Below are 19,808 nucleotides of genomic sequence, written 5' to 3' on the forward strand. Positions count from 1 at the left end.
GCACTTCATTTTTTAGAAACATAAGCGCTATCCCGCAGATAAAAACGCAGGGGCAATGCAGCCCCTTTTTTGATCCCGATGCGGGTGGTGGTGACCACCGGGAGAGGTTTCCCATCCCCCCGGCAAAGGAAAAGCGGGCCTTTAGTTAAATCGCAACCGTTATGCGCACGGGTGATACCCATGGCCTGCACCAGCCGGGCCGGGCCGCTGCACAGCTCGGTAAGTTTTTCCCGCCCCCGCCTGGCCTGCATGAGCTCAATGCCTGCCACCGGCTCCAGGGCCCTGATGAGAACGGCTTCACCCACCCCCTCCTCCCGGGTGACCACGTTAAAACAGTAATGCATGCCGTAGATAAAGTAAACGTAGGCGTGGCCGGGCGGGCCGAACATCACCCGGTTGCGCGGGGTCATCCCCCGGGAAGCGTGGCAGGCGGGATCCCCCTGCAGGTAGGCTTCCGTTTCTACAATCCGGCCTGCTGTCAGCCCCTCACCGCTCTCGTGAACCAGGTAGTGGCCGATCAATTCCCGGGCCACTGTAACAGTATCCCGGGCATAAAAGGAGCGGGGCAGAACCCGTGAAAAATCAACTGTTTTTTCCTCCATAATATCCCCCGACCTCAAGTTTTTTTACCCAGCAGCTCCAGCAAATCCGGGAGGTCCAGGGTGTTCACCACATCCTCCGGCCTCAACCAGGCCCGGCGGGCTACGGCTACCCCGTAGGGGATTTCATCCAGGCGCCTCAAATCGTGGGCATCGGTGTTCACCACCAGCCTGACCCCGCAGTCCCTGGCCAGGCGGGCATAATGCTCGTTGAGGTCCAGGCGGTCGGGAGAAGAGTTGATCTCCAGGATCTTGCCGTGCCTGGCTGCCGCCTCGATAACCCTTTCCAAATCCAGGGCGTAGGCTTCCCGCTCGCCCAGAAGGCGCCCGGTGGGGTGCCCGATAATGGTCACGTATTCATTTTCGATGGCCTGCAAAACCCGGCCGGTCATCGTCTCTTCGTCCTGACGAAAACCACTGTGCACCGAGGCCACCACCACATCCATCCCCGCCAGGACTTCATCGGGAAAATCAAGGCCGCCCCGGACCAGAATATCCACCTCTGTCCCCGTGAGGATGCGGAAGTCCTTTTCCTTTTCGTTCAGCTCCCGGATGAGGCGGTGCTGCTCCTGCAGGCGTTCCAGGGACAGCCCCCGGGCCACGGTAAGAGACCGGGAGTGATCGGTAATGGCCACATAGCGGTAGCCCCTCTCCCTGGCCCGCTGCACCATCTGGAGGATGGAATTGGCCCCGTCGCTCCAGTCGCTGTGCACGTGCAGGTCGCCTTTAATGTCCCGGACTTCCAGGAGGCGGGGCGGGCTCTCCCCGGCAAACAGCTCTAACTCTCCCCGCCCTTCCCGCAGCTCGGGAGGTACGGGCCACAGACCCAGACGGCGGTAGATATCCTCTTCCTCCTGCGGCAGGGGCGCACCGGGGACCGGGGGGACGGAAGCAACCCCCTCACTGCCGGGCCCGTCCCTTACCTCGTCCAGGCAAAAGCCCCTTCTGGCGGCCAGGGCCTGCAGCTGACGCCAGTGTTCGGCGCTACCTGTGGCCCGCAGAAGGGTGATCCCGTATGCACCCGGCCCGGCCACTTCCAGCTCCACAGGCACCCCCCACCAGGTCAGGACCCGGATCCTGTTTTCCCCCCGCTCCAGTACTTCCCTCACCCGGCGGTAACCGGCCAGGGCGTTCAAAAGCGGCTCCGGATCCTCTGCCGCCGCCACCAGCCGGACCTCGTCCACCGTTTCCCGCCAGCGGCGCACCCCGCCCGCCACCGCCACCTTCCGGGTGCCGGGAACGTCCTGAATGAAGGTGGCCACCTCGCCGGCTATTTCCCGGGCCAGGGGTAGAAGAATCCGCCCCCGGCGGCTGCGTACCAGCTCGATGCTGCGCAGGATCTCCTGCTCGGTTTTAACCCCCATTCCCCTGAGGGCCCGTACCTTTTTCTCCCGGGCCGCTTCTTCCAGCTCGGCCAGGGAGGTGATCCCCAGCTGTTCGTGCAGAAACCGCGCTCTTTTAGGCCCAATACCCGGCAGGGCCATCACTTCCAGGATTCCCGGCGGCCACTTGCGGCGGAGTTCCTGCAGCTTTTTCATTTCTCCGGTGGCAATCAATTCCCCTATCTTGGCCAGAATGTTTTTGCCTATACCGGGAACCCCGGCCAGCGTTCCCCGCCGGTACATTTCCTCCACCGGCTCTTCCAGCCCGGCAATGGCCCTGGCCGCCCGGCGGTAGGCCCGGATTTTGAAAAAATCTTCACCCTCAAATTCCAGAAGATCGGCCAGCTCCCGGAAAGCCCAGGAGATTTCCATATTCTGCATGGTCAGTATCTCCCCAGGAAAATACAGTTATTTTTAGCTGCCAGACATATTTAGCATAACAGGAATCTTTTCTTCCGGCAAACCGTATACAAGCACAGGGGCACCCTTCCCGGGTTTCAGGGCAGATATACCCTTAATTATAGTACACCCCGGTAAAAGAAACCTGCAAACCGGCCTGCAGCTGCTGCACCGGGGAGGCATCCCGCCTGCGCTTTTACCCCCGGCCCCGCCGCAAAAAAACCGCCTGCCCCGGCAGGCAGACGGTTACCGGTCAAAACCTATTTTGCTTTCCTGTCCATTTCCAGAAGTTCGGCCAGCTCGTCGTATTCTTTCTGCAGTTTCATCAGCTCATCGGCAATGTTCAGGGCGGTGAGCAGTGCTGCCTTGGACAACCCCAGACGGGGGTTGCGGGTAATCACCTGGCGTATCTTCTTATTGACGTACTGGGCCAGCATGCGCAGGTATTCTTCCGGTTCATTGCCTTTCAGAATATAGTACTCACCAAAAATCTCCACCTCAACCCGGGTTTCCTGCTTGCCCATAGCCGTTCCCCCTGGTTTTCAAATACTTACCTCCTTCGCCGTTGACCGGAGAAAATCCTGCCGGTGCGACAACTTTTTCTGTCGTGAATGCCTGCCGTTTGCACGCGCTCGCTCCGTTCGCCTCGCAGGCCAAACTAGTGCTCGACCTCGGGCTCCGGCGGGGTTCCCGGCCCATTCGGCATCCATGCCTCAGGGGCCGGCCTCGGGCATCCATGCCCTCGGCCCCGCCTCCGCTCTCGGTCTTGCTAAGTTTGGCATCTGCTCGGCTCAATGTCGCTCGCTTCCGTGCAAAACGGCAGTAACGCAAAGCGTCATGGGCGTCTACTTTCTCAGCTCAGCTCCCAGCTCCCTGTCCAGGGCGGCAGATATGGCCTCGGTTTGAGCGGTCACCTCCGCATCGGTCAGGGTGCGGTCGCCGGCCTGGAACAGCAGGGAAAATGCCAGGCTGCGGCAGCCTTCCTTCACCTGTTCACCCTCGTAGACGTCAAACAGTTCCACCGACCGCAGCAGGTTACCGCCGGCCCGGCGGATCACCCGCAGCACGTCGGCCGCCGGAACTTCCCGGCTTACCACCAGGGCCAGATCCCTTCTCACGCCGGGGAACCGGGGCAGGGGCTGGTAGCGGGGTGGCCCACCGGCCAGGGCGAGCAAGGCGGCCAGATCCAGCTCAAAGGCGCACACCCGGGCATCCAGCTCATATTCCTCCAGCACATCGGGGTGCAGCTCTCCCAGCACCCCCACTGTTTTCCCATCCACCACGACCCGGGCGGTACGGCCGGGGTGGAAAGCGGGGTTTTCCCTTTCCCTTTCCAGGTGCAGGCCGGGCAGTCCCAGCCTGGCCGCCAGCGTTTCCAGAACTCCCTTCAGGTAGTAGAAATCCAGAGGCAGGGGCGGCCTGTTCCAACCCGCAGCTCCCTGACCCATGGCCGCCGCGGCCAGTACCGGGCGTTCTTCGGGAAGGGCCTCTCCCTCCCGGGGGAGGAAAACCCGGCCCACCTCAAAGATGGCCCCGCTGGTCACCCGCCGGTGGAAATTGCGCGCCAGCACATCTAAAAGGCCGGGCAGGAGCATGGTGCGCATAATCGATTGTTCCACGGAAAGGGGGTTCTGCAATGACAGCGCCCGGCGCAGGGGGCTGTCCGCAGGTACCTTGAACCGGTCGAATACAGCGGGGCTCACAAAGCTATAGGTGATCACCTCGGTTAAACCGCACTCCACCAGCACTTCCTTCAAGCGCTTGACCAGCGCCTGCTCCCCGGTACGCGCACCCCGGGTGGTAACCCCGTAGGGCAGGCTGGCCGGTATGCGATCATAACCATAGATCCTGGCCACTTCTTCAATCAAGTCAATTTCCAGGTTGATGTCCACCCGGTAACTGGGCACATTTACCAGCAGGTCCCGGCCGGCATCCTGCACCTTAAAACCGAGCCGGGTTAAAAGATCGGCCGTTTCCTCCCGGGGGATCTCCGCCCCCAGTATGTACTCCACCCGCTCGGGGCGCAGGATGATGGTCTTCTTTGCCGCCGGGGAAGGATAATTATCCACCGCACCGGCTACCACTTCCCCGGCACCGATCTCCACCAGCAGGGAAGCGGCCCGGTTGGCGGCAGCCAGGCATCCTTCCAGGTCAATGCCCTTTTCAAAGCGGGTTGAGGACTCGGAACGCAAACCCAGAACCCGGGAAGTACGGCGGATGCTGGTGGGGTGGAAATGGGCCGACTCCAGCAGCACCGTGGTGGTGTTTTCCGTTACCTCGGTTTCCAGGCCTCCCATGACCCCGGCCACAGCCACCGCCCCACCGGGGTCAGCAATAACCAGCATTTCAGGTTCCAGCTTTCGCCGGGAACCGTCCAGGGTGACTATTGTTTCCCCCGGGTGGGCCCGGCGCACAATAATATGGCCGTCCTTTAACCTGTCGTAGTCAAAGGCATGCAGGGGCTGGCCCAGCTCCAGCATGACATAGTTGGTTATATCCACGATATTGCTGATGGGACGCAGACCGGCGGCCCGCAGGCGTTCCTGCATCCACAGGGGCGAAGGCCCGACTTTTACCCCGGTGAAGAGCCGGGCCACGTAACGCCGGCACAGGCCGGGTTCCAGAATGTCCACCCGGACCCGTCCCTCCAGGGAACTTCCCGGTATTTCCCGGACTTCCATGCGGGGAAGACGCAGGGGCTGCCCCAGCAGGGCGGCCACTTCCCGGGCTACCCCGATCATGGACAGGCAGTCGCCCCGGTTGGGGGTAAGGTCCAGGTCGAAAATAACGTCATCCAGGCCGATAACCGGGCGCACGTCCACCCCCAGGGGGGTGTCTTCGGGGAGGATCATGATGCCGTTTGCCTGGTCGGCAGGCAGGGTTTTGGGGTCAAGACCCAGTTCCTGTCCGGAACAGAGCATCCCCCGGGATTCCACCCCCCGCAGGCGGGCCTTTTTAATTACCAGCCCGCCGGCCAGCCGCGCCCCTTCCAGGGCCACGGGAACCACGTGCCCCTCCCGGACGTTGGTGGCGCCGGTTACGATCTGCCTCGGCTCCGGTTCCCCGGTGGAAACGAGACAGACCACCAGCCTGTCGGCATTGGGGTGGGGCTCTATTTTCACAATGCGTCCGGTAACCACGTTGCTGATTTCTTTCCCCGGCTCCTCCAGGCCTTCCACCGCCAGGCCGGCCATGGTCAGGCGGTCGGCCAGTTCCGCCGGGCTAACAGGTATATCCACGTATTCCTGCAGCCATTTAAATGAAACCCGCAATGCTTATTCCTTCTCCTTTCCACTAAAACTGGGCCAGGAAACGCAAATCGTTGTCGAAGAACAGGCGCAGGTCATCTATGCCGTACTTGAGCATGGCAATACGCTCTATACCCATGCCAAAGGCAAAACCGCTGACCTCCGCCGAGTTATAGCCGGACATTTCCAGAACCCGGGGGTGGACCATGCCGCAGCCCAGGATTTCCAGCCAGCCGGTGTGGGAGCATACCCGGCACCCCTTACCGCCGCACATAACACAGGAAATGTCCACCTCCGCACTGGGCTCGGTAAAGGGGAAGTAACTGGGGCGAAAACGGGTCCTGGTGTTCCCGCCAAACATCTCGCGGGCAAAGACATCCAGCACTCCCTTCAGATCGCCAAAAGTTATCCGGCGGTCCACGGCCAGTCCTTCTACCTGGTGGAACATGGGCGAGTGGGTGGCATCGTCATCCCGCCGGTAGACCTTCCCCGGGGCAATAATTTTCACCGGCACCGCGGGCGCAGTACGCTCCATGGTGCGCACCTGAACCGGGGAAGTGTGGGTGCGCAGGAGCACCTCGGGCCCGATGAAAAAAGAGTCCTGCATGTCCCGGGCCGGGTGATCCTTGGGCAGGTTCAGCGCCTCAAAATTGTAGTAGTCCAGCTCCACCTCGGGACCCTCGGCAATGGAAAACCCCAGCCCCAGGAAAATCTCTTCAATCTCCTCCTGGACGGTGGTCAGGGGGTGCTTTTTCCCCGTTAAAAAGGGCGTCCCGGGCAGGGTTATATCGATACTCTCGGCTGCCAGGCGCATCTTTTTGACCCTGGCCCCCACCTCTGCCGTGCGTTCGGCCAGCTGTTTTTCCAGTTCCTCCCGGATGCTGTTGGCCAGCTGGCCAATTCTGGGCCTCTCGCCGGGCGGCAGGGCGCTCATCCCCCGCAGTACCCTGGTAAGCTCGCCCTTTTTACCCAGGTAACGGATGCGGATCTCCTCCAGGGCTTCCGGGCTGTCCGCCCGGGCCAGCGCTTCTTTTGCTTCGGCTGCCATTTTATGTAACTGCTCTTCCAAGACTGGTCCTCCTTTTCTTTCTTCCTTACCCCCAAAACATAAAAACCGCCCCTTTTTTCGGGACGGAATTTCTCCTCACCTGCGGTAACACCCTCAACTTTACGTGCATAACGGGGAATTTAAAACCGCCATGCGTCCCATAACGTAACCTGGTGTGAAAGGGGTGACCGTGAAATATTTTATCTACTCTCAGGCATCCTTGCAAAATCCCTCAATGCACAGCCAGCCTCCGGTACAGGATGTAGGCGCGAATGGAACCGGTCGCTTCAAACAGTCTCCAAAAAAACTCGGCGGTTAAAAACATTTAACCACGACCTTTCCATTTTTTCTGGGGGCCCTTTGCAGTTGATTATATCACAAGCTTTTTTTTAAAACAAGGAAGTTTCCAGAAAAATTAAGCTCCCCCGCGGGCAGGTTGCCGGCGACAATTTTCTACTCCAAACTGCCCCCGCCCCCACTGCAGGCCATCCGCTGACGCACAACCTCGTACAGCATAATGGAAGCTGCCATGGCCACGTTCAGGGACTCGGCCCGGCCGGGCATGGGAATGGTGGCCAGGATGTCGGCACGCTGCAGCAACCAGGGGGAAATCCCCCGGGCCTCATTGCCCACGGCCAGGACGGTGGGGCCGGTCATATCCACGGCAGGCAGGGGAAGCCCCCCGGCGGGAACACCGGCCACCAGCAGGAAGCCCGCAGCCTTCAAGCGGGCAACCAGCTCTTCCCCTTCCCGTACACCCAGCACGGGCAGGTGAAATAAAGAGCCCATGGTGGCCCGGATGGTCTTCGGGTTGTACAGGTCCACCGTTCCGGGAAGCAGGAGAACCCCGCCCGCGCCGGCGGCACTGGCACTGCGGATCATGGTACCCAGGTTGCCCGGATCCTGTACACCATCCACCAGCAGCAAGAGGGAAGCGCCGCCTGCAAGCAGCCCCTCCGGGGTGTAGCCGGGGCTTTGCACCACCGCCAGCACTCCCTGGGGCGTTTGGGTATCGGCCAGCTCACGGAAAAGCCCCTCGTCCACGGGCATAAGCTGCACCCCCCGCTCCCCGGCCAGCTCAAGGAGGGCACCGGCCCGCTCACCCGGGGGCGGGGTGTAGACAAGCATTTTAACCGGCCAGCCGGACCGAAGCGCCTCTTCTATCAGGCGCACCCCTTCCAGGAGAAAATGGCCTTCTTTTTCCCGCTGCCGGCGGCGGGCCAATCGGCGCAGGTATTTTATTTTCGGGTTGTTTTTGCTTGAGATCATAATTTATCCTCGAGGCTTCTCAGTTTATCGTTGCGCCCCACGACCACCAGGATATCGCCTTCATTGATGACCTGTTTGGCACCGGGGGAAATGACAATATCCTCACCCCGGCGGATGGCCAGCACCGTAACACCGTATTCCCTGCGCATGGCCGATTCCTGCAGGGTTTTGCCCACAAACTCACGGGGAGCGATCAGTTCAATAATGCTGTAATCGGGAGAAAGATTGATCTGGTCCACAATATTTCTGGAGACCAGGGCGTGGGCCAGCCGCACCCCCATATCCCGTTCGGGGAACACCACCATGTCGGCCCCCACCCTCTGCAACACCTTGCCGTGAAGTTCGGTAACCGCCTTGGACACCACCCGGGGAACACCCATTTCCTTGAGCATCACGGTGACCAGAATGCTGGACTGCACATCCTGGCCGATGGCCACAATGACCACATCGAAATTGCGCAGGCCCAGGGATTTCAAGGCCTGTTCATCCATGGCATCCACGCAGACGGCATAGGTAACCTCGTCGGTAATGGCGTTAACCCGCTCCTCATTGGTATCCACCGCCAGGACATCGTAACCCATACGTGCCAGAGTCCTGGCCACGCTGGAGCCAAAACGCCCCAGACCGATAACAGCAAACTGTTTCATCTTTTATCCGACCACCCCTACCCCACCATGATTTTTTCTTCAGGATAACGGATACCTGTCCTGCGCCGGCGCTGGGCGAAGGCATAGGCCAGGGTCAGGGGGCCCAGGCGTCCGGCAAACATGGTCAGAATAATGGCCACCCGTCCCGCGGAAGACAGGTCCGGGGTTATCCCCATGCTCAGGCCGACAGTTCCAAAAGCCGAAACGGTTTCAAACAAAACGGCCAGGAAATTACCGCCTTCCGTTATGCATAACACCAGGGTAACCGTAATCACCAGGAATATAGACCACAGGGCCACCGACAGGGCCTTGTAGACCTGCCACGGCGGGATACGGCGTCGGAATAACTCCACATCCTCCTTCCCCCGACCTAAAGACCACAGGGTGATCCCTAGAAGGGCAAAGGTGGTGGTTTTAATCCCCCCGCCGGTGGAACCGGGAGAAGCCCCGATAAACATCAAAATGATTATGAAAAACTGGGTTGCTGCATTTAAATGTCCGATATCCACAGAGTTAAAGCCCGCTGTGCGGGGGGTGACCGCCTGAAAATAGGAGGCCAGGATTTTCCCGGACAAAGGTAAATCACGCAGAATATGCCCCCACTCCAGCAGGCCGAAAACCAGGGTGCCGCCGATAATGAGCGCAGCCGTTACCCGGAGCACAAGCCTGGTATGCAGGGAAAGGCGCCGGGTGCGCGGGTAGTTGAAGAGCTCTATAACCGTGGCAAACCCCAGTCCCCCCAGGATAATGAGGGTGGTTATGGAAATGGTAACCACCGGGTCGCTTACATAGCCGGCAAGGCTTCTAAAACCACCAATAATATCAAAACCGGCGTTATTAAAGGCGGAAACGGCATGAAAAAGACCCATCCATAAGCAGCGGGGAAAACCGTAATCAAAATAAAAACGCAGGGAAAGTACCAGGGCAAAAAAACCTTCGGTAAGAAAAGTAAACAGGAGAACAGCCCGCACCAGCCGGACCACACCGGCCACCCGCAGCTGATTCAAAGATTCCTGGATGATCAGGCGCTCCTTGAGACCGATACGCCTGCCCATGAGGATAAAGAAGAAGGTGGCCATACTCATGAAGCCCAGCCCGCCAATTTGTATAAGGCCCAGGATTACCGCCTGCCCGAAGGTAGACCAGTAGGTACCCGTATCCACCACCACCAGACCGGTCACGCAGACCGCCGAAGTGGCCGTGAACAGGGCGGTGAGAAAATCCGTAGCTTCCCCCGAGCGGCTGGATACGGGCAGCATAAGCAACAGAGCGCCGGCCAGGATGACCAGCGCGAACCCCAGCACCAGCACCTGAGGGGGGGTGAGATTTAAGGGAAAGCCCTTAAGGTTATCCAGCCGTACTTTAAAATTTAGCTTCATAAATTGACCTTCCCGTATGGTTTCTCCAAACCGGTGCATCCATAAGAGATATTATAGAGAGATGCCGGTAAAAAGTCTATAAAAAATTAAAAGCATGGTTGCCACCATGCTTAGTTTATACCACGGAAATTAAATTTACCGCTGGATCATTGAGTCAGGAGCCAATCTTTGATTTGGCCACTTCAACCAGCTGCCCAAAGGCCCGGGCATCGTTGACGGCCAGATCGGCCAGCATTTTGCGGTTGATTTCCACCCCCGCCTTGCGCAGGCCGTTCATCAGGCGGCTGTAGGTAATGCCGTTCATCCGGGCGGCTGCATTTATACGGGCAATCCACAACTTGCGGAAATCCCTCTTTCTGGCCCGGCGATCGCGGTAGGCATAGGCCAGGGATTTCATAACCTGCTGCCTGGCTATCCGGTAGAGCTTGCTTTTCGCTCCCCGGTAACCTCTGGCCAGCTTGAGTATTTTTTTGTGCCTTCTACGGGAAACCACACTGCTTTTAACGCGTGGCATAATCGTCTCCTCCTCGAATAATGTTGCCTCTAATAGGGAAGCAGTTTCTTGAGCCTTTTCATATCAGCATTGCTAACCAGGGCAGCCTGAGCCAGCCGGCGCTTGCGCCGGGCCGCCTTCTTGCCCAGCAAGTGGCTGTGAAAAGCATGCATGCGTTTTACTTTTCCGGTGCCGGTTTTCTTAAACCGTTTTGCAGCACCACGGTGGGTTTTGATTTTAGGCAAGGGATGCCACTCCTTTCTATTCCTGATAAGCTTCCTGCTGTATTTCCTGCCTGGTTTCCTGCTTGCTTTCCTGCTTGCTTTCCGGTTTTATATCCTGCCGCGGGGCCAGGATCATAACCATATTCTTCCCTTCCAGCTTGGGTTGCCTTTCAATTATGGATAAGTCCTTGACCTGCTCGGCCAGGCGTAATAAAAGCTGGTGGCCGAGCTGGGTATGCATAATTTCCCGCCCGCGGAACATTATGGTGGCCTTAACTTTATCGCCCTCTTTTAAAAACCGGGCGGCATTCCTGACCTTGACCTGAAAATCGTGTTCTTCAATACTCGGCCGCAGTTTAACTTCCTTGATGTTAATAACGCGCTGTTTTTTTCTGGCCTCTTTTTCCCGCTTGCTTTGCTCGTACTTATACTTGCCGTAGTCCATAAGCCGGCACACCGGAGGCCTGGCCTGGGGGGCAATTTCCACCAGATCCAGCTGGTGTTCCTCGGCCAGCCGCAGGGCTTCTCTTAAAGGCATAATCCCCAGCTGGTTACCCGACGGGTCAACCACTCTTACTTCCCTGGCCCGAATCTCCTCATTCACCCGGAAATTTTTGGTAATATTTATGCACCTCCTGGACTTGATAAAAACAAAAACGGGCGCATCCCACCCGCTTTAAAACAGCAATGATAAAAATCAAAAAATCATATCATAAAAACCCCGAGACAGCCCGTACAGTGGCGTCATGGGGTGAGAAGCGGATGGCTTCTTCTTAACAGGTAATTTTATCCCCGCAATTATATCATGGTTAAAACTCCCCCGTCAAGGGGCGGGAAAAACCCGGGTAAGCTATACTTTCCAACTACCTCGCTCCGGTGAGCTTCGCGGGCCAAACAGGTAGTTTAACCAATGGCCCTGGTGCGGATTTCCTCCAGAATGCCGGCCACAAATTCCTCCACGGGCCGGGCCCCCTGGTCGCCCCGGGCGCGGTGGCGAACCGCCACCGTGCCTTCCCGGGCCTCCTTATCACCCACTACCAGCATGTAGGGTATTTTCTGTGCCTGGGCCTCACGGATCTTGTAATTCACCTTTTCGTTGCGGGCGTCCAGCTCCACCCTGATATTCTCCCTTTCCAGCCGTTCCACCACCTGCCGGGCGTAGTCGGCATGGCGGTCGGCGATGGGCAGAACCCTGACCTGCACCGGAGCCAGCCAGGTGGGGAAGGCCCCGGCAAAGTGTTCGGTCAGGATGCCAATGAACCGTTCAATGCTGCCGAAAATTACCCGGTGGATCATCACGGGGCGGTGCTTCTGGCCGTCTTCCCCCACATAGGTGAGGTCGAATTTCTCGGGCATGAGAAAATCCAGCTGAATGGTGCCGCACTGCCAGGTACGCCCCAGGCAGTCCTCCAGGTGGAAGTCAATTTTCGGCCCGTAAAAGGCCCCGTCCCCTTCATTTACCTTATAATCCATTCCCCTGGCCTTGAGGGCCTCCTCCAGGGCGGTGGTGGCCATCTCCCAGATCTCGTCCGAACCCATAGACTTTTCGGGGCGGGTGGAAAGTTCTACCTTGTAGTTGAAGCCAAAGATGCTGTAGAAATAATCCACCAGGTCGATAACCCCGATGATTTCCTCCCGGATCTGAGAGGGCAGCATAAAAATGTGGGCATCATCCTGGGTAAAGCAGCGCACCCGCATAAGCCCGTGAAGCACCCCGGAAAGCTCATGGCGGTGCACCAGGCCCAGCTCCGCCAGGCGGATGGGCAGCTCCCGGTAGCTGTGCAGGCGGCTCTTGTACACCAGGATGCCGCCCGGGCAGTTCATGGGCTTGATGGCGTATTCCGTACCGTCAATGCGGGTGAAGTACATATTTTCCCGGTAATGCTCCCAGTGCCCCGATCTTTCCCACAGGGAGCGGTTTAAAATTATCGGCGTACGGATCTCCTGATAACCCCGCTTGTAGTGCTCCTCCCGCCAGAACTGCTCCAGCTGGTTGCGCAGGACCATGCCCTTCGGGTGGAAAAAGGGAAAGCCCGGCCCCTCCTCCTGAATGCTGAACAGGTCCAGTTCTGCACCCAGCTTCCGGTGGTCCCGGCGTTTGGCTTCTTCAAGCCGGAAGAGGTACTCTTCCAGCTGGGACTTTTTAGGAAAAGCGGTACCGTAAATGCGCTGGAGCATCTTGTTTCTCTCATCGCCCCGCCAGTAAGCCCCGGCCACAGAAGTCAGCTTGAGGGCTTTCAGCCGGCCGGTGGAAGGAATATGAGGGCCGGCGCACAGGTCCACAAATTCCCCCTGCTGGTAGCAGGAAATCACCGCCTCTTCCGGAAGGTCGTTGATCAGCTCCACCTTGTACTTTTCCCCGGCGGCGGAAAAACGCTCCAGCGCCTCTTCCCGGGATACTTCAAACCTCCGGATGGGCAGGTCTTCCTTTACAATGGCCTGCATCTCCTGCTCAATTTTTTCCAGATCTTCCGGGGTAAAGGGTTTATCCACATCAAAGTCATAATAAAACCCTCCGGCAATGGCCGGGCCGATGGCCAGCCTGGCTTCCGGAAACAGGCGCTTCACCGCCTGGGCCAGGACATGGGCGGCACTGTGGCGGAAAGCATCACGCCCGGGCTCGTCATCAAAGGTATAGAATTCAACGGTGGCATCTTCATATAAAGCATGGCTCAAGTCCACCAGCCGCCCGTTCACTGCCGCCACCAGGGCCTCCCTGCCCAGCCGGGGGCTGATGTCCTGTGCCACGCGCATCAAAGGGGTACCGGCTTCGTATTCCCGCACGGAACCATCCTTTAAAGTTACCCTGACCATAACAGATCCCCTTTCCGCAAGCATTAATTCCTAATTCCCGCTGTTCGAGTTGCCGGAAAATAAAAATCGCCCCTTTTCAGGGACGAAGAGATTCCGCGGTTCCACCCTGCTTGGCCAACCGGCAAAATAAACCGGCCAGCCCGCTCAATGGGCCGTAACGGCGCCCGCCGGCTCCGCTTAATAACCGCACCTGCGGCGTTCAGCGAGCAGCTCCGGGGTGGTTTTCGGTCCCTGCCACCGGGGGTGCTTCCAGCCCCGGCACCCCCTCTCTGGAGACGGCACCCGGTGGACCTACTCTTCCCCTTCATCACCGGTTCCATATTTGAAGGAATAATCTCCCCGTTATTATATTTGGGTTTTGCGGCCGTGTCAACACGGCCCCGCTGGAAGCATCATTTTTTACCAGGCATAACCGGGCAGGAGGGATATACCCACCTGCAAAAGACCGATAAGGAACCCCAGCACCCCGCCCAGGATCTCAATATGCTTCAGTTCCCGGGAAGAGACAGAAACAACCACTTCCTCCAGCTGTTCCAGGGAAAAATTATTCATATGCTCCTCCACGACCTCTGCCAGCGACAGATCCTTTTCCAGCTTTTCCCCGAAACGCTCCACCAGTTCCCCGACCAGGGGGGGCAATTCCCTCATAATTTGTTCGGCCAGGGCGTCGGAAATAATACGCCGCAGGGACAGGGGTAAAAAACCGGGCAGCCTGTCCATCACCCGGACACGAACTGCCGTACCTGCCGAAGAAATGAGTTCTTCGCTTAACTTCTGGGATTGCAGGTAGTTCAGGATAAGTTTTTTGGGCAGCAACTGCTCCTCGATTACCCTGCCGATAACCCTGGCCAGTTCACCGCGCCTTTTAGGAACCAGACCCTGTATGGTCCAACCCAGCACACGTACAGGTTTGTAGGGGCGAAAAAGAAGGCGTACCGCCAGCCAGTTGGTCACCCACCCGATCAGCGCCCCTCCCACCGGCAACAGCACGGCCTGTGTCCAGTGCAAATCCCTCACCCCGTTCAGGTGCTGTGCCCAAAAAAAGAAGTACAAGAACAAATATACCAGAACAAAAAAAAACAGGCAACAAACTATTTCTTTTGACATAAAGCGCAACCACGGCATTCCCGCACCCGGCCCCAGAAGACAAGGTTGATTGTTTCCATAACGGTACTCTTCGGTCCGGAACCCGCATCATGAATAATAATTTTCCTGGGTGCCAGGGTAATAAGGGTGCTGATCAGCATATCCTCATAGGTAATTTCACCGTCGGTAAGATCCACAAATAAATTTTCCAGATAATCCACCTTGAGAACCTGCTCCTGCTCGTCCAGCAGGGTATATGTTCCACCGGGCAGTTTGACCACATGCACCAGCTCCACCCGGGACTCCTGAATTTCCACAAAGTATTTCAGCAGCTGGATGAATTCCTGGTATTCCCTTTCCATCAGGAAATCGTCCACTGCCTTCTCCACAGCCCGGGCCAGCTCTTCCACATAATCCTTCAAGCGGAACCGGATAAAACCTTCCACAATAATCTGGTTGTTCTGCCGTAAAAATTCCAGTATTTTATCCATTATTTTCTTCTTAAAAAAGTGCTTGTAGACCGGGTTTTGCTCGTCCCTGCCGTAGCCCAGATGGCTCAGGGCATACCTGTATATATTCTGCCGTTCCTCTTCATTAAAATAATAATAGTTCTCCCGGATTATATCTTTAAGCAACCACTGCTGCCATTGACCCAGAATTATCTCCGAAAGCGTCCGGGCAATACGACGGTGAAAGACATCCTGAATGTCCTCCCTCTGCCCTCCACCGGGCATAACCTGGCAGGAGACAAAATTAAACCTGCCGGCCGAGCTCTCCTGCAAGCTGACCTTGAGCCCCTCTTTTTCCAGATATTTCATTTCGCGTCCCAGGCGAAACTTCAAGAAATCTATCTGCCGGGCCGTCCCGATGGAGACTCCGGTCATCAAGGTCACCTTCCTTCCCGTTCTAGTATATGTGCGGCTGAAAACCGGTATACAACCAGCCTTTCCCGTAATGTTGTGGGGAAAGTATCTTTAAGCGTTTAAACCCCGGCCATTTATTTAAAAATAAGGATATGACCAGGAAAAAGCAGCTTTCCGTTTTTACAATCGCCGCAACTTACATAGGAACAGTGGTGGGGGCAGGTTTTGCTTCCGGCCAGGAAGTACTGCAGTTTTTCGGTTACTTTGGCCTGCCCGGAATACTGGGACTGGTATTGACAACCATTCTTTTGGCTTTTTTTGGTTACCTGATTTTGGACCTGGGGAGGAGGCTTCACGCGGATTCCCACCTGCCCCTTGTGCGTTATGCCGGCGGGAAATGGATAGGTACGGCCGTAGATTGGGTAATCACCCTTTTCCTGTTTGGCGGCCTGGTGACCATGGGCGCGGGAGCCGGGGCAATTTTTACGGAACAATTGGGGTTGCCCTTTCTTTGGGGAAGCCTTGCAATGATCGTTATTTCCCTTGTAACGGTACTTACCGGGATTGCCGGAGTGGTTACTTCCATCAGTTTCGTAGTGCCGCTTCTTCTGGCCGCAGTTTTTGGGGTGGCTATTTACACCATCGCCACGGACCCGGGTGCCCTCCTTTCCACGCTCCGGGTTTACGCCAATCCGGGGAAGGCACCGGTACCCTTCTGGCCTTTAACTGCCCTTTTATATGCCTCCTATAACCTGGTGCTTTCAGTGGCCATACTTGCTCCCGTGGGCAGCATGTCCGATGCCCGGAGATTGAAAATAGGCGCCATTCTGGGAGGAATTGGCCTGGGAGTGGGGGCCGCCGCCATCAACCTTTCTATTTTAACGCATATCGGCCGGGCGGCAAACTTTGAAATACCAATGATCTACGTGGCCGGCACCATTTCACCCCTGGCCCGCACCGTGTACACCCTGATTCTTCTGGCCGAGATTTACACCACGGCGGTAAGCAGCCTTTACGGCTTTGCCACCAGGCTGGCCGGGCCGGCCAGGGCGCGGTACCGCTGGATTACCCCGGCAGCAGGGGCGGTTGCTTTTATCCTGGCTCAATTCGGTTTTTCCAACCTGGTGGGCACGCTATTCCCGGCGGTGGGCTTCGCGGGGTTTTTACTCCTGGGTTCCCTGGTATACGGTTTTATTAAGGATAGAAAGGTAAAGCCAGCAATGGAGGCTAGAGAGGCCGTACTGGCCCGCCAACCCACCCCGGCCATGGCCTTCGAGGTGGCTGAGGAACTGGCCGGGGAAGAGCAAAACGGTAAAGATACCGGTAAAAAAGGCCCCACCTGATGCCGGGGATTTCAGCCCAGCACCTCCAGGGCCGCCGCAATGGCCGAAGCGTAAACTTTTTTCAGGGGAACGTTCTTTTCCCGGGCCAGCCGGCGGCAATCCTCGTATTCCGGGCTTACCTGCCGGCCTGCCTCCCCGCCGCAGGCGGCAACCTTCACCCGCACCGGTCCGTATGCCGTCTGCACAAGGATATGCTCCCGGGATAGATAAGAACGTTTTTCCCGGCGCCTCCGTACGCCCAGGGTGCTGGTTTCGGCAAAAATAAGCTGCACCAGCTCCCCTTCTTTCTCCGGCAGGCAGAGCACGGTCAACAAATTTCCCGGCCGGCCTTTTTTCATGAAGACAGGAGTAAGCCACACATCCAGGGCTCCCGAGGACAGCAGTTTCTCCGCCGCATACCCCAGGATCTCCGGATTCATATCGTCGATGGTGGTCTGCAAAACGGAAATCTCCTGCTCCTCCCCCACCTGCTGTTCAATGGCCCTGCCGAGAAAAACCCGTAAAAAGTTGGGGATGCCGTAATCTTTACTTCCCAGCCCGTAGCCTATGCTCTCCACTTTCATCGCTGGCAGGGGGCCAAAACCCCCGGCCAGGGCAGCAACAATGGCCGCCCCCGTAGGGGTGACCAGTTCCCCTTCCACATCCACCGGCCGGATGGGGAAACCCCGGAGAAGCTCGGCGGTAGCCGGTGCGGGAACGGGAAGAATACCGTGGCGGGTTTGCACGGTGCCGTAACCGGCAGGCAAAGGGGAAGAATAAACTTTCCCCACACCCGCCTCGTGCAGGGCAATGGCCGTCCCCACGATGTCCACTATTGAGTCCACCGCCCCCACCTCATGAAAGTGAACATGGCGGGGTTCGACACCGTGCACCCTGGCTTCCGCCAGGGCCAACTTTTCAAAAATCTCCAGGGCATGACGCTTAACCTGCGGGTGCAGCTTGCTGTCCTCAATAATGCCCCTGATATCTTCCCAGGTCCTGTGCGGCTGGTGGCCGTATTCCACCTCCACCACAAACCTGGTGCCCCGGAAACCGCGGGTTTTGTCCTGGAAAATTTTCAGGGAGTAGCCCTCCAGCCCCAGGAGTTCCAGCTGGCTCTGAACAGCCGCCGGGGAAACGCCGGCATCTATCATCGCCCCCAGCATCATGTCACCGCTGATACCGCCAAAGCAGTCCAGGTAAAGAATTTTCACGTCGATGGCTCCTTTAAATAGAAGTATGGGACTGCCAGGTAAAACCCTCCCGGCATCCATCACTATTATCTTCGGTTTTAACCAATTTATCAATCACCTCTACCGGGGATTCCGGTTCTCCGGACCGGTACCGGACTAAAATTGAGCACAGTATTGCCTGGATTTTGCTTCAGTTATATAATAATTAATGTTTTTAAGTAACTAGATTAACATCGGATGGCAGGTGATCCTTCAGTGCTCACTTTTTTAAAGGGCGATAAGAGAAGATTGCTCCTGGTAGCCCTCCTGATTACCATGCTGACGGCTGCCGTAAACCAAACAGTGGTAGCCACCGCCATGCCCCGGATAGTTGCCGATCTGGGTGGACTGGATCTATACAGCTGGCTGGCCACCGCCTACATTCTTACCTCAAGCGTGGTGGTACCCCTGGCCGGAAAGTTCTCCGACCTGTGGGGACGGAGGCCTTTTTTCCTGGCCGGGGTAACTCTTTTTTTACTGGGTTCCTGGGCTTCCGGGCTGGCCCATAGTATGCACTGGCTCATTACCGCCCGGGCCGTGCAGGGCCTGGGCGGCGGCATGCTAATGGCTATGAATACCATTACCATCGGGGATCTCTTCCCTCCGGCCCAGAGGGGACGCTGGCAGGGAATCATGATGAGCGTATTTGCCCTGGCCACCCTCCTGGGTCCCACTCTCGGCGGGTGGATTACGGACCACTGGAGCTGGCGCTGGGTCTTTTACGTAAGTACCCCCTTCGGTTTCCTTTCGCTGGTCCTGCTTTTTTATGCCCTGCCGCCTTACCGGGCAGCACATAAACCACGGGTCAACTACTGGAGTCCGGCGTTATTGACTGTTTCCCTGGTTGGTCTGTTGCTGGCACTGACCTTTGCCCAGCAGGATTTGAGCTGGACCACCCACCGTGTGTTATCCGGTTTTGCAGTGGCAGGAGTGTCCGGTATCCTTTTTGCCCTGGCGGACAGCCGGGCTGAAGAACCATTACTCCCACCCTGGCTCTGGAGGAACAACATTTTCGTTGTTTCTACCATAACACTTTTTTTAGTTACCCTGGGTATGTTTGCCATTACCCTTTATTTGCCCATGTACCTGCAAATCGTGACGGGTGTAAGCGCGACATACTCCGGTACATTGCTCACGCCCATGATGCTTTCGGTCATGATTGCAGCGGTGGTCAGCGGGCAACTGATTTCCCGGTTGCGGCACTACAAAATCTTCGCCGTATCCGGCCTGGCCGTTGCCACTGCCGGCATGTTTTACCTGGGGCGGCTGCCTGTTGATGCCACCCACGCCATGGTCGTCGCCGGCATGATTATCAGCGGTACCGGAATGGGTATAGCCATGCCCACCTTTACCGTGGCCGTACAAAATACCGTGCGCCGCACGGAGTTGGGAACAGTTACGGCCGCTTCCCAGTTGTTCCGCAGTATTGGCGGCGTTTTTGGCAGCGCCCTCACCGGCAATATTGTTTTGACCGATTTAAGCCACCGCCTGGCAGGTCTTCTGCCACCCGGTGCACCGGCAAAAGTTGACCCCGGTCAGGTCCTGGGCCGTTTGATGCAGATGCCCGGCGATCCCCGCCTGTCCCTGCTGAAACATGCTTTTTCTCTCAGCATTACCCACGGATTTTTCATCGGAGCCATCCTTTTGACGGGGGGTCTGATGGCTTCCCTGTTTCTCGAAGACCGGGAGCTAAAGGCGCGGTGGGATGACCAGCCGGTACCGGAATGAAGGTTGCTGGCAGGATTGCGCTTGTTTTAGTGCAGGAACCGTAAGAAGCCCAAGGATGAGAGGAGCCCGCCTGCA

The 19,808-nt window shown here is 57.4% G+C and carries 18 protein-coding genes and 1 other annotated feature; of the genes, 2 read left to right on the top strand and 16 right to left on the bottom strand.

All coding sequences use genetic code 11. The features are described 5' to 3' along the window. Positions 1–5 precede the first annotated feature (5 nt). The 15 genes from BR83_RS0109730 to ytxC form a co-directional block, all read right to left on the bottom strand. Positions 6–602 (bottom strand): DNA-3-methyladenine glycosylase, encoded by a 597-nt coding sequence (locus BR83_RS0109730; protein ID WP_027356925.1) that lies wholly within the window; start codon positions 600–602, stop codon positions 6–8. Between the two features lie 14 nt (positions 603–616). Next, positions 617–2,362 carry a DNA polymerase/3'-5' exonuclease PolX gene (polX, locus tag BR83_RS0109735; RefSeq protein WP_027356926.1) on the bottom strand — a complete coding sequence of 582 codons (1,746 nt, stop codon included), beginning with the start codon at positions 2,360–2,362 and terminating at the stop codon, positions 617–619. 278 nt (positions 2,363–2,640) lie between these two features. Continuing rightward, positions 2,641–2,904: a cell division protein ZapA gene (locus BR83_RS0109745; RefSeq protein WP_027356927.1), complete on the bottom strand. Its 264-nt coding sequence runs from the start codon at positions 2,902–2,904 to the stop codon at positions 2,641–2,643. Positions 2,905–3,225: 321 nt separating this feature from the next. After that, positions 3,226–5,652 (bottom strand): phenylalanine--tRNA ligase subunit beta, encoded by a 2,427-nt coding sequence (pheT, locus tag BR83_RS0109750; RefSeq protein ID WP_027356928.1) that lies wholly within the window; start codon positions 5,650–5,652, stop codon positions 3,226–3,228. A 22-nt stretch (positions 5,653–5,674) separates the two neighbouring features. Continuing rightward, on the bottom strand, positions 5,675–6,676 hold the full coding sequence (pheS, locus tag BR83_RS0109755; RefSeq protein ID WP_375167415.1) for a phenylalanine--tRNA ligase subunit alpha: 1,002 nt from the start codon (positions 6,674–6,676) through the stop codon (positions 5,675–5,677). Positions 6,677–6,908: 232 nt separating this feature from the next. Then, entirely contained in the window at positions 6,909–7,001 is a 93-nt protein-coding gene (locus tag BR83_RS16975; RefSeq protein ID WP_072868310.1) for a YqzL family protein, read from the bottom strand. 128 nt (positions 7,002–7,129) lie between these two features. After that, positions 7,130–7,945: a TrmH family RNA methyltransferase gene (locus BR83_RS0109760; protein ID WP_034635076.1), complete on the bottom strand. Its 816-nt coding sequence runs from the start codon at positions 7,943–7,945 to the stop codon at positions 7,130–7,132. Further along, a complete protein-coding gene (locus BR83_RS0109765; RefSeq protein ID WP_027356931.1) occupies positions 7,942–8,592 on the bottom strand; it encodes a potassium channel family protein in 651 nt (216 codons plus the stop codon). The genes BR83_RS0109760 and BR83_RS0109765 overlap by 4 nt, the downstream gene beginning before the upstream one ends. Positions 8,593–8,609: 17 nt before the next feature. Next, positions 8,610–9,971, bottom strand: coding sequence for a TrkH family potassium uptake protein (locus tag BR83_RS0109770; protein WP_051618102.1), 1,362 nt, complete (start codon positions 9,969–9,971; stop codon positions 8,610–8,612). A gap of 154 nt (positions 9,972–10,125) precedes the next feature. Beyond that, positions 10,126–10,485: a 50S ribosomal protein L20 gene (rplT, locus tag BR83_RS0109775; RefSeq protein WP_027356933.1), complete on the bottom strand. Its 360-nt coding sequence runs from the start codon at positions 10,483–10,485 to the stop codon at positions 10,126–10,128. 29 nt (positions 10,486–10,514) lie between these two features. Then, positions 10,515–10,709 (bottom strand): 50S ribosomal protein L35, encoded by a 195-nt coding sequence (gene rpmI / locus BR83_RS0109780; RefSeq protein WP_027356934.1) that lies wholly within the window; start codon positions 10,707–10,709, stop codon positions 10,515–10,517. 16 nt (positions 10,710–10,725) lie between these two features. Beyond that, positions 10,726–11,292, bottom strand: coding sequence for a translation initiation factor IF-3 (gene infC, locus BR83_RS15600; protein WP_242839661.1), 567 nt, complete (start codon positions 11,290–11,292; stop codon positions 10,726–10,728). Between the two features lie 299 nt (positions 11,293–11,591). Beyond that, positions 11,592–13,502 carry a threonine--tRNA ligase gene (gene thrS / locus BR83_RS0109795; protein WP_027356935.1) on the bottom strand — a complete coding sequence of 637 codons (1,911 nt, stop codon included), beginning with the start codon at positions 13,500–13,502 and terminating at the stop codon, positions 11,592–11,594. A gap of 75 nt (positions 13,503–13,577) precedes the next feature. Continuing rightward, positions 13,578–13,819 (bottom strand) — a binding site (T-box leader). Positions 13,820–13,901: 82 nt separating this feature from the next. Further along, positions 13,902–14,510 (bottom strand): DUF445 domain-containing protein, encoded by a 609-nt coding sequence (locus tag BR83_RS0109800; RefSeq protein ID WP_027356936.1) that lies wholly within the window; start codon positions 14,508–14,510, stop codon positions 13,902–13,904. Positions 14,511–14,593: 83 nt separating this feature from the next. Continuing rightward, positions 14,594–15,472, bottom strand: coding sequence for a putative sporulation protein YtxC (ytxC, locus tag BR83_RS0109805; RefSeq protein ID WP_034635079.1), 879 nt, complete (start codon positions 15,470–15,472; stop codon positions 14,594–14,596). Positions 15,473–15,603: 131 nt separating this feature from the next. Here ytxC and BR83_RS0109810 point away from each other — a divergent pair, with 131 nt between their 5' ends. Then, complete coding sequence (locus tag BR83_RS0109810) at positions 15,604–16,794, top strand: YkvI family membrane protein (RefSeq protein ID WP_027356938.1); 1,191 nt, start codon at positions 15,604–15,606, stop codon at positions 16,792–16,794. A gap of 11 nt (positions 16,795–16,805) precedes the next feature. On the opposite strand, the gene larC is transcribed toward BR83_RS0109810, so the two are convergent. Then, entirely contained in the window at positions 16,806–17,987 is a 1,182-nt protein-coding gene (gene larC, locus BR83_RS0109815) for a nickel pincer cofactor biosynthesis protein LarC (protein WP_027356939.1), read from the bottom strand. A gap of 234 nt (positions 17,988–18,221) precedes the next feature. On the opposite strand from larC, the gene BR83_RS15605 reads away from it, so the two are divergent. Next, positions 18,222–19,733, top strand: a complete 1,512-nt coding sequence (locus BR83_RS15605; protein ID WP_157832998.1) for an MDR family MFS transporter — start codon at positions 18,222–18,224, stop codon at positions 19,731–19,733. Positions 19,734–19,808 lie beyond the last annotated feature (75 nt).

The organism is Desulfofundulus thermocisternus DSM 10259, from assembly GCF_000686645.1.
GTDB lineage: Bacteria > Bacillota > Desulfotomaculia > Desulfotomaculales > Desulfovirgulaceae > Desulfofundulus > Desulfofundulus australicus.

Excerpts from the sequence above, each read along its gene's own strand:
- BR83_RS0109730 (WP_027356925.1), bottom strand. The coding sequence starts at position 602 with ATGGAGGAAAAAACAGTTGATTTTTCACGGGTTCTGCCCCGCTCCTTT.
- polX (WP_027356926.1), bottom strand. The coding sequence starts at position 2,362 with ATGCAGAATATGGAAATCTCCTGGGCTTTCCGGGAGCTGGCCGATCTT.
- BR83_RS0109745 (WP_027356927.1), bottom strand. The coding sequence starts at position 2,904 with ATGGGCAAGCAGGAAACCCGGGTTGAGGTGGAGATTTTTGGTGAGTAC.
- pheS (WP_375167415.1), bottom strand. The coding sequence starts at position 6,676 with ATGGCAGCCGAAGCAAAAGAAGCGCTGGCCCGGGCGGACAGCCCGGAA.
- BR83_RS16975 (WP_072868310.1), bottom strand. The coding sequence starts at position 7,001 with ATGTTTTTAACCGCCGAGTTTTTTTGGAGACTGTTTGAAGCGACCGGT.
- BR83_RS0109760 (WP_034635076.1), bottom strand. The coding sequence starts at position 7,945 with ATGATCTCAAGCAAAAACAACCCGAAAATAAAATACCTGCGCCGATTG.
- BR83_RS0109765 (WP_027356931.1), bottom strand. The coding sequence starts at position 8,592 with ATGAAACAGTTTGCTGTTATCGGTCTGGGGCGTTTTGGCTCCAGCGTG.
- BR83_RS0109770 (WP_051618102.1), bottom strand. The coding sequence starts at position 9,971 with ATGAAGCTAAATTTTAAAGTACGGCTGGATAACCTTAAGGGCTTTCCC.
- rplT (WP_027356933.1), bottom strand. The coding sequence starts at position 10,485 with ATGCCACGCGTTAAAAGCAGTGTGGTTTCCCGTAGAAGGCACAAAAAA.
- thrS (WP_027356935.1), bottom strand. The coding sequence starts at position 13,502 with ATGGTCAGGGTAACTTTAAAGGATGGTTCCGTGCGGGAATACGAAGCC.
- ytxC (WP_034635079.1), bottom strand. The coding sequence starts at position 15,472 with ATGACCGGAGTCTCCATCGGGACGGCCCGGCAGATAGATTTCTTGAAG.
- BR83_RS0109810 (WP_027356938.1), top strand. The coding sequence starts at position 15,604 with ATGACCAGGAAAAAGCAGCTTTCCGTTTTTACAATCGCCGCAACTTAC.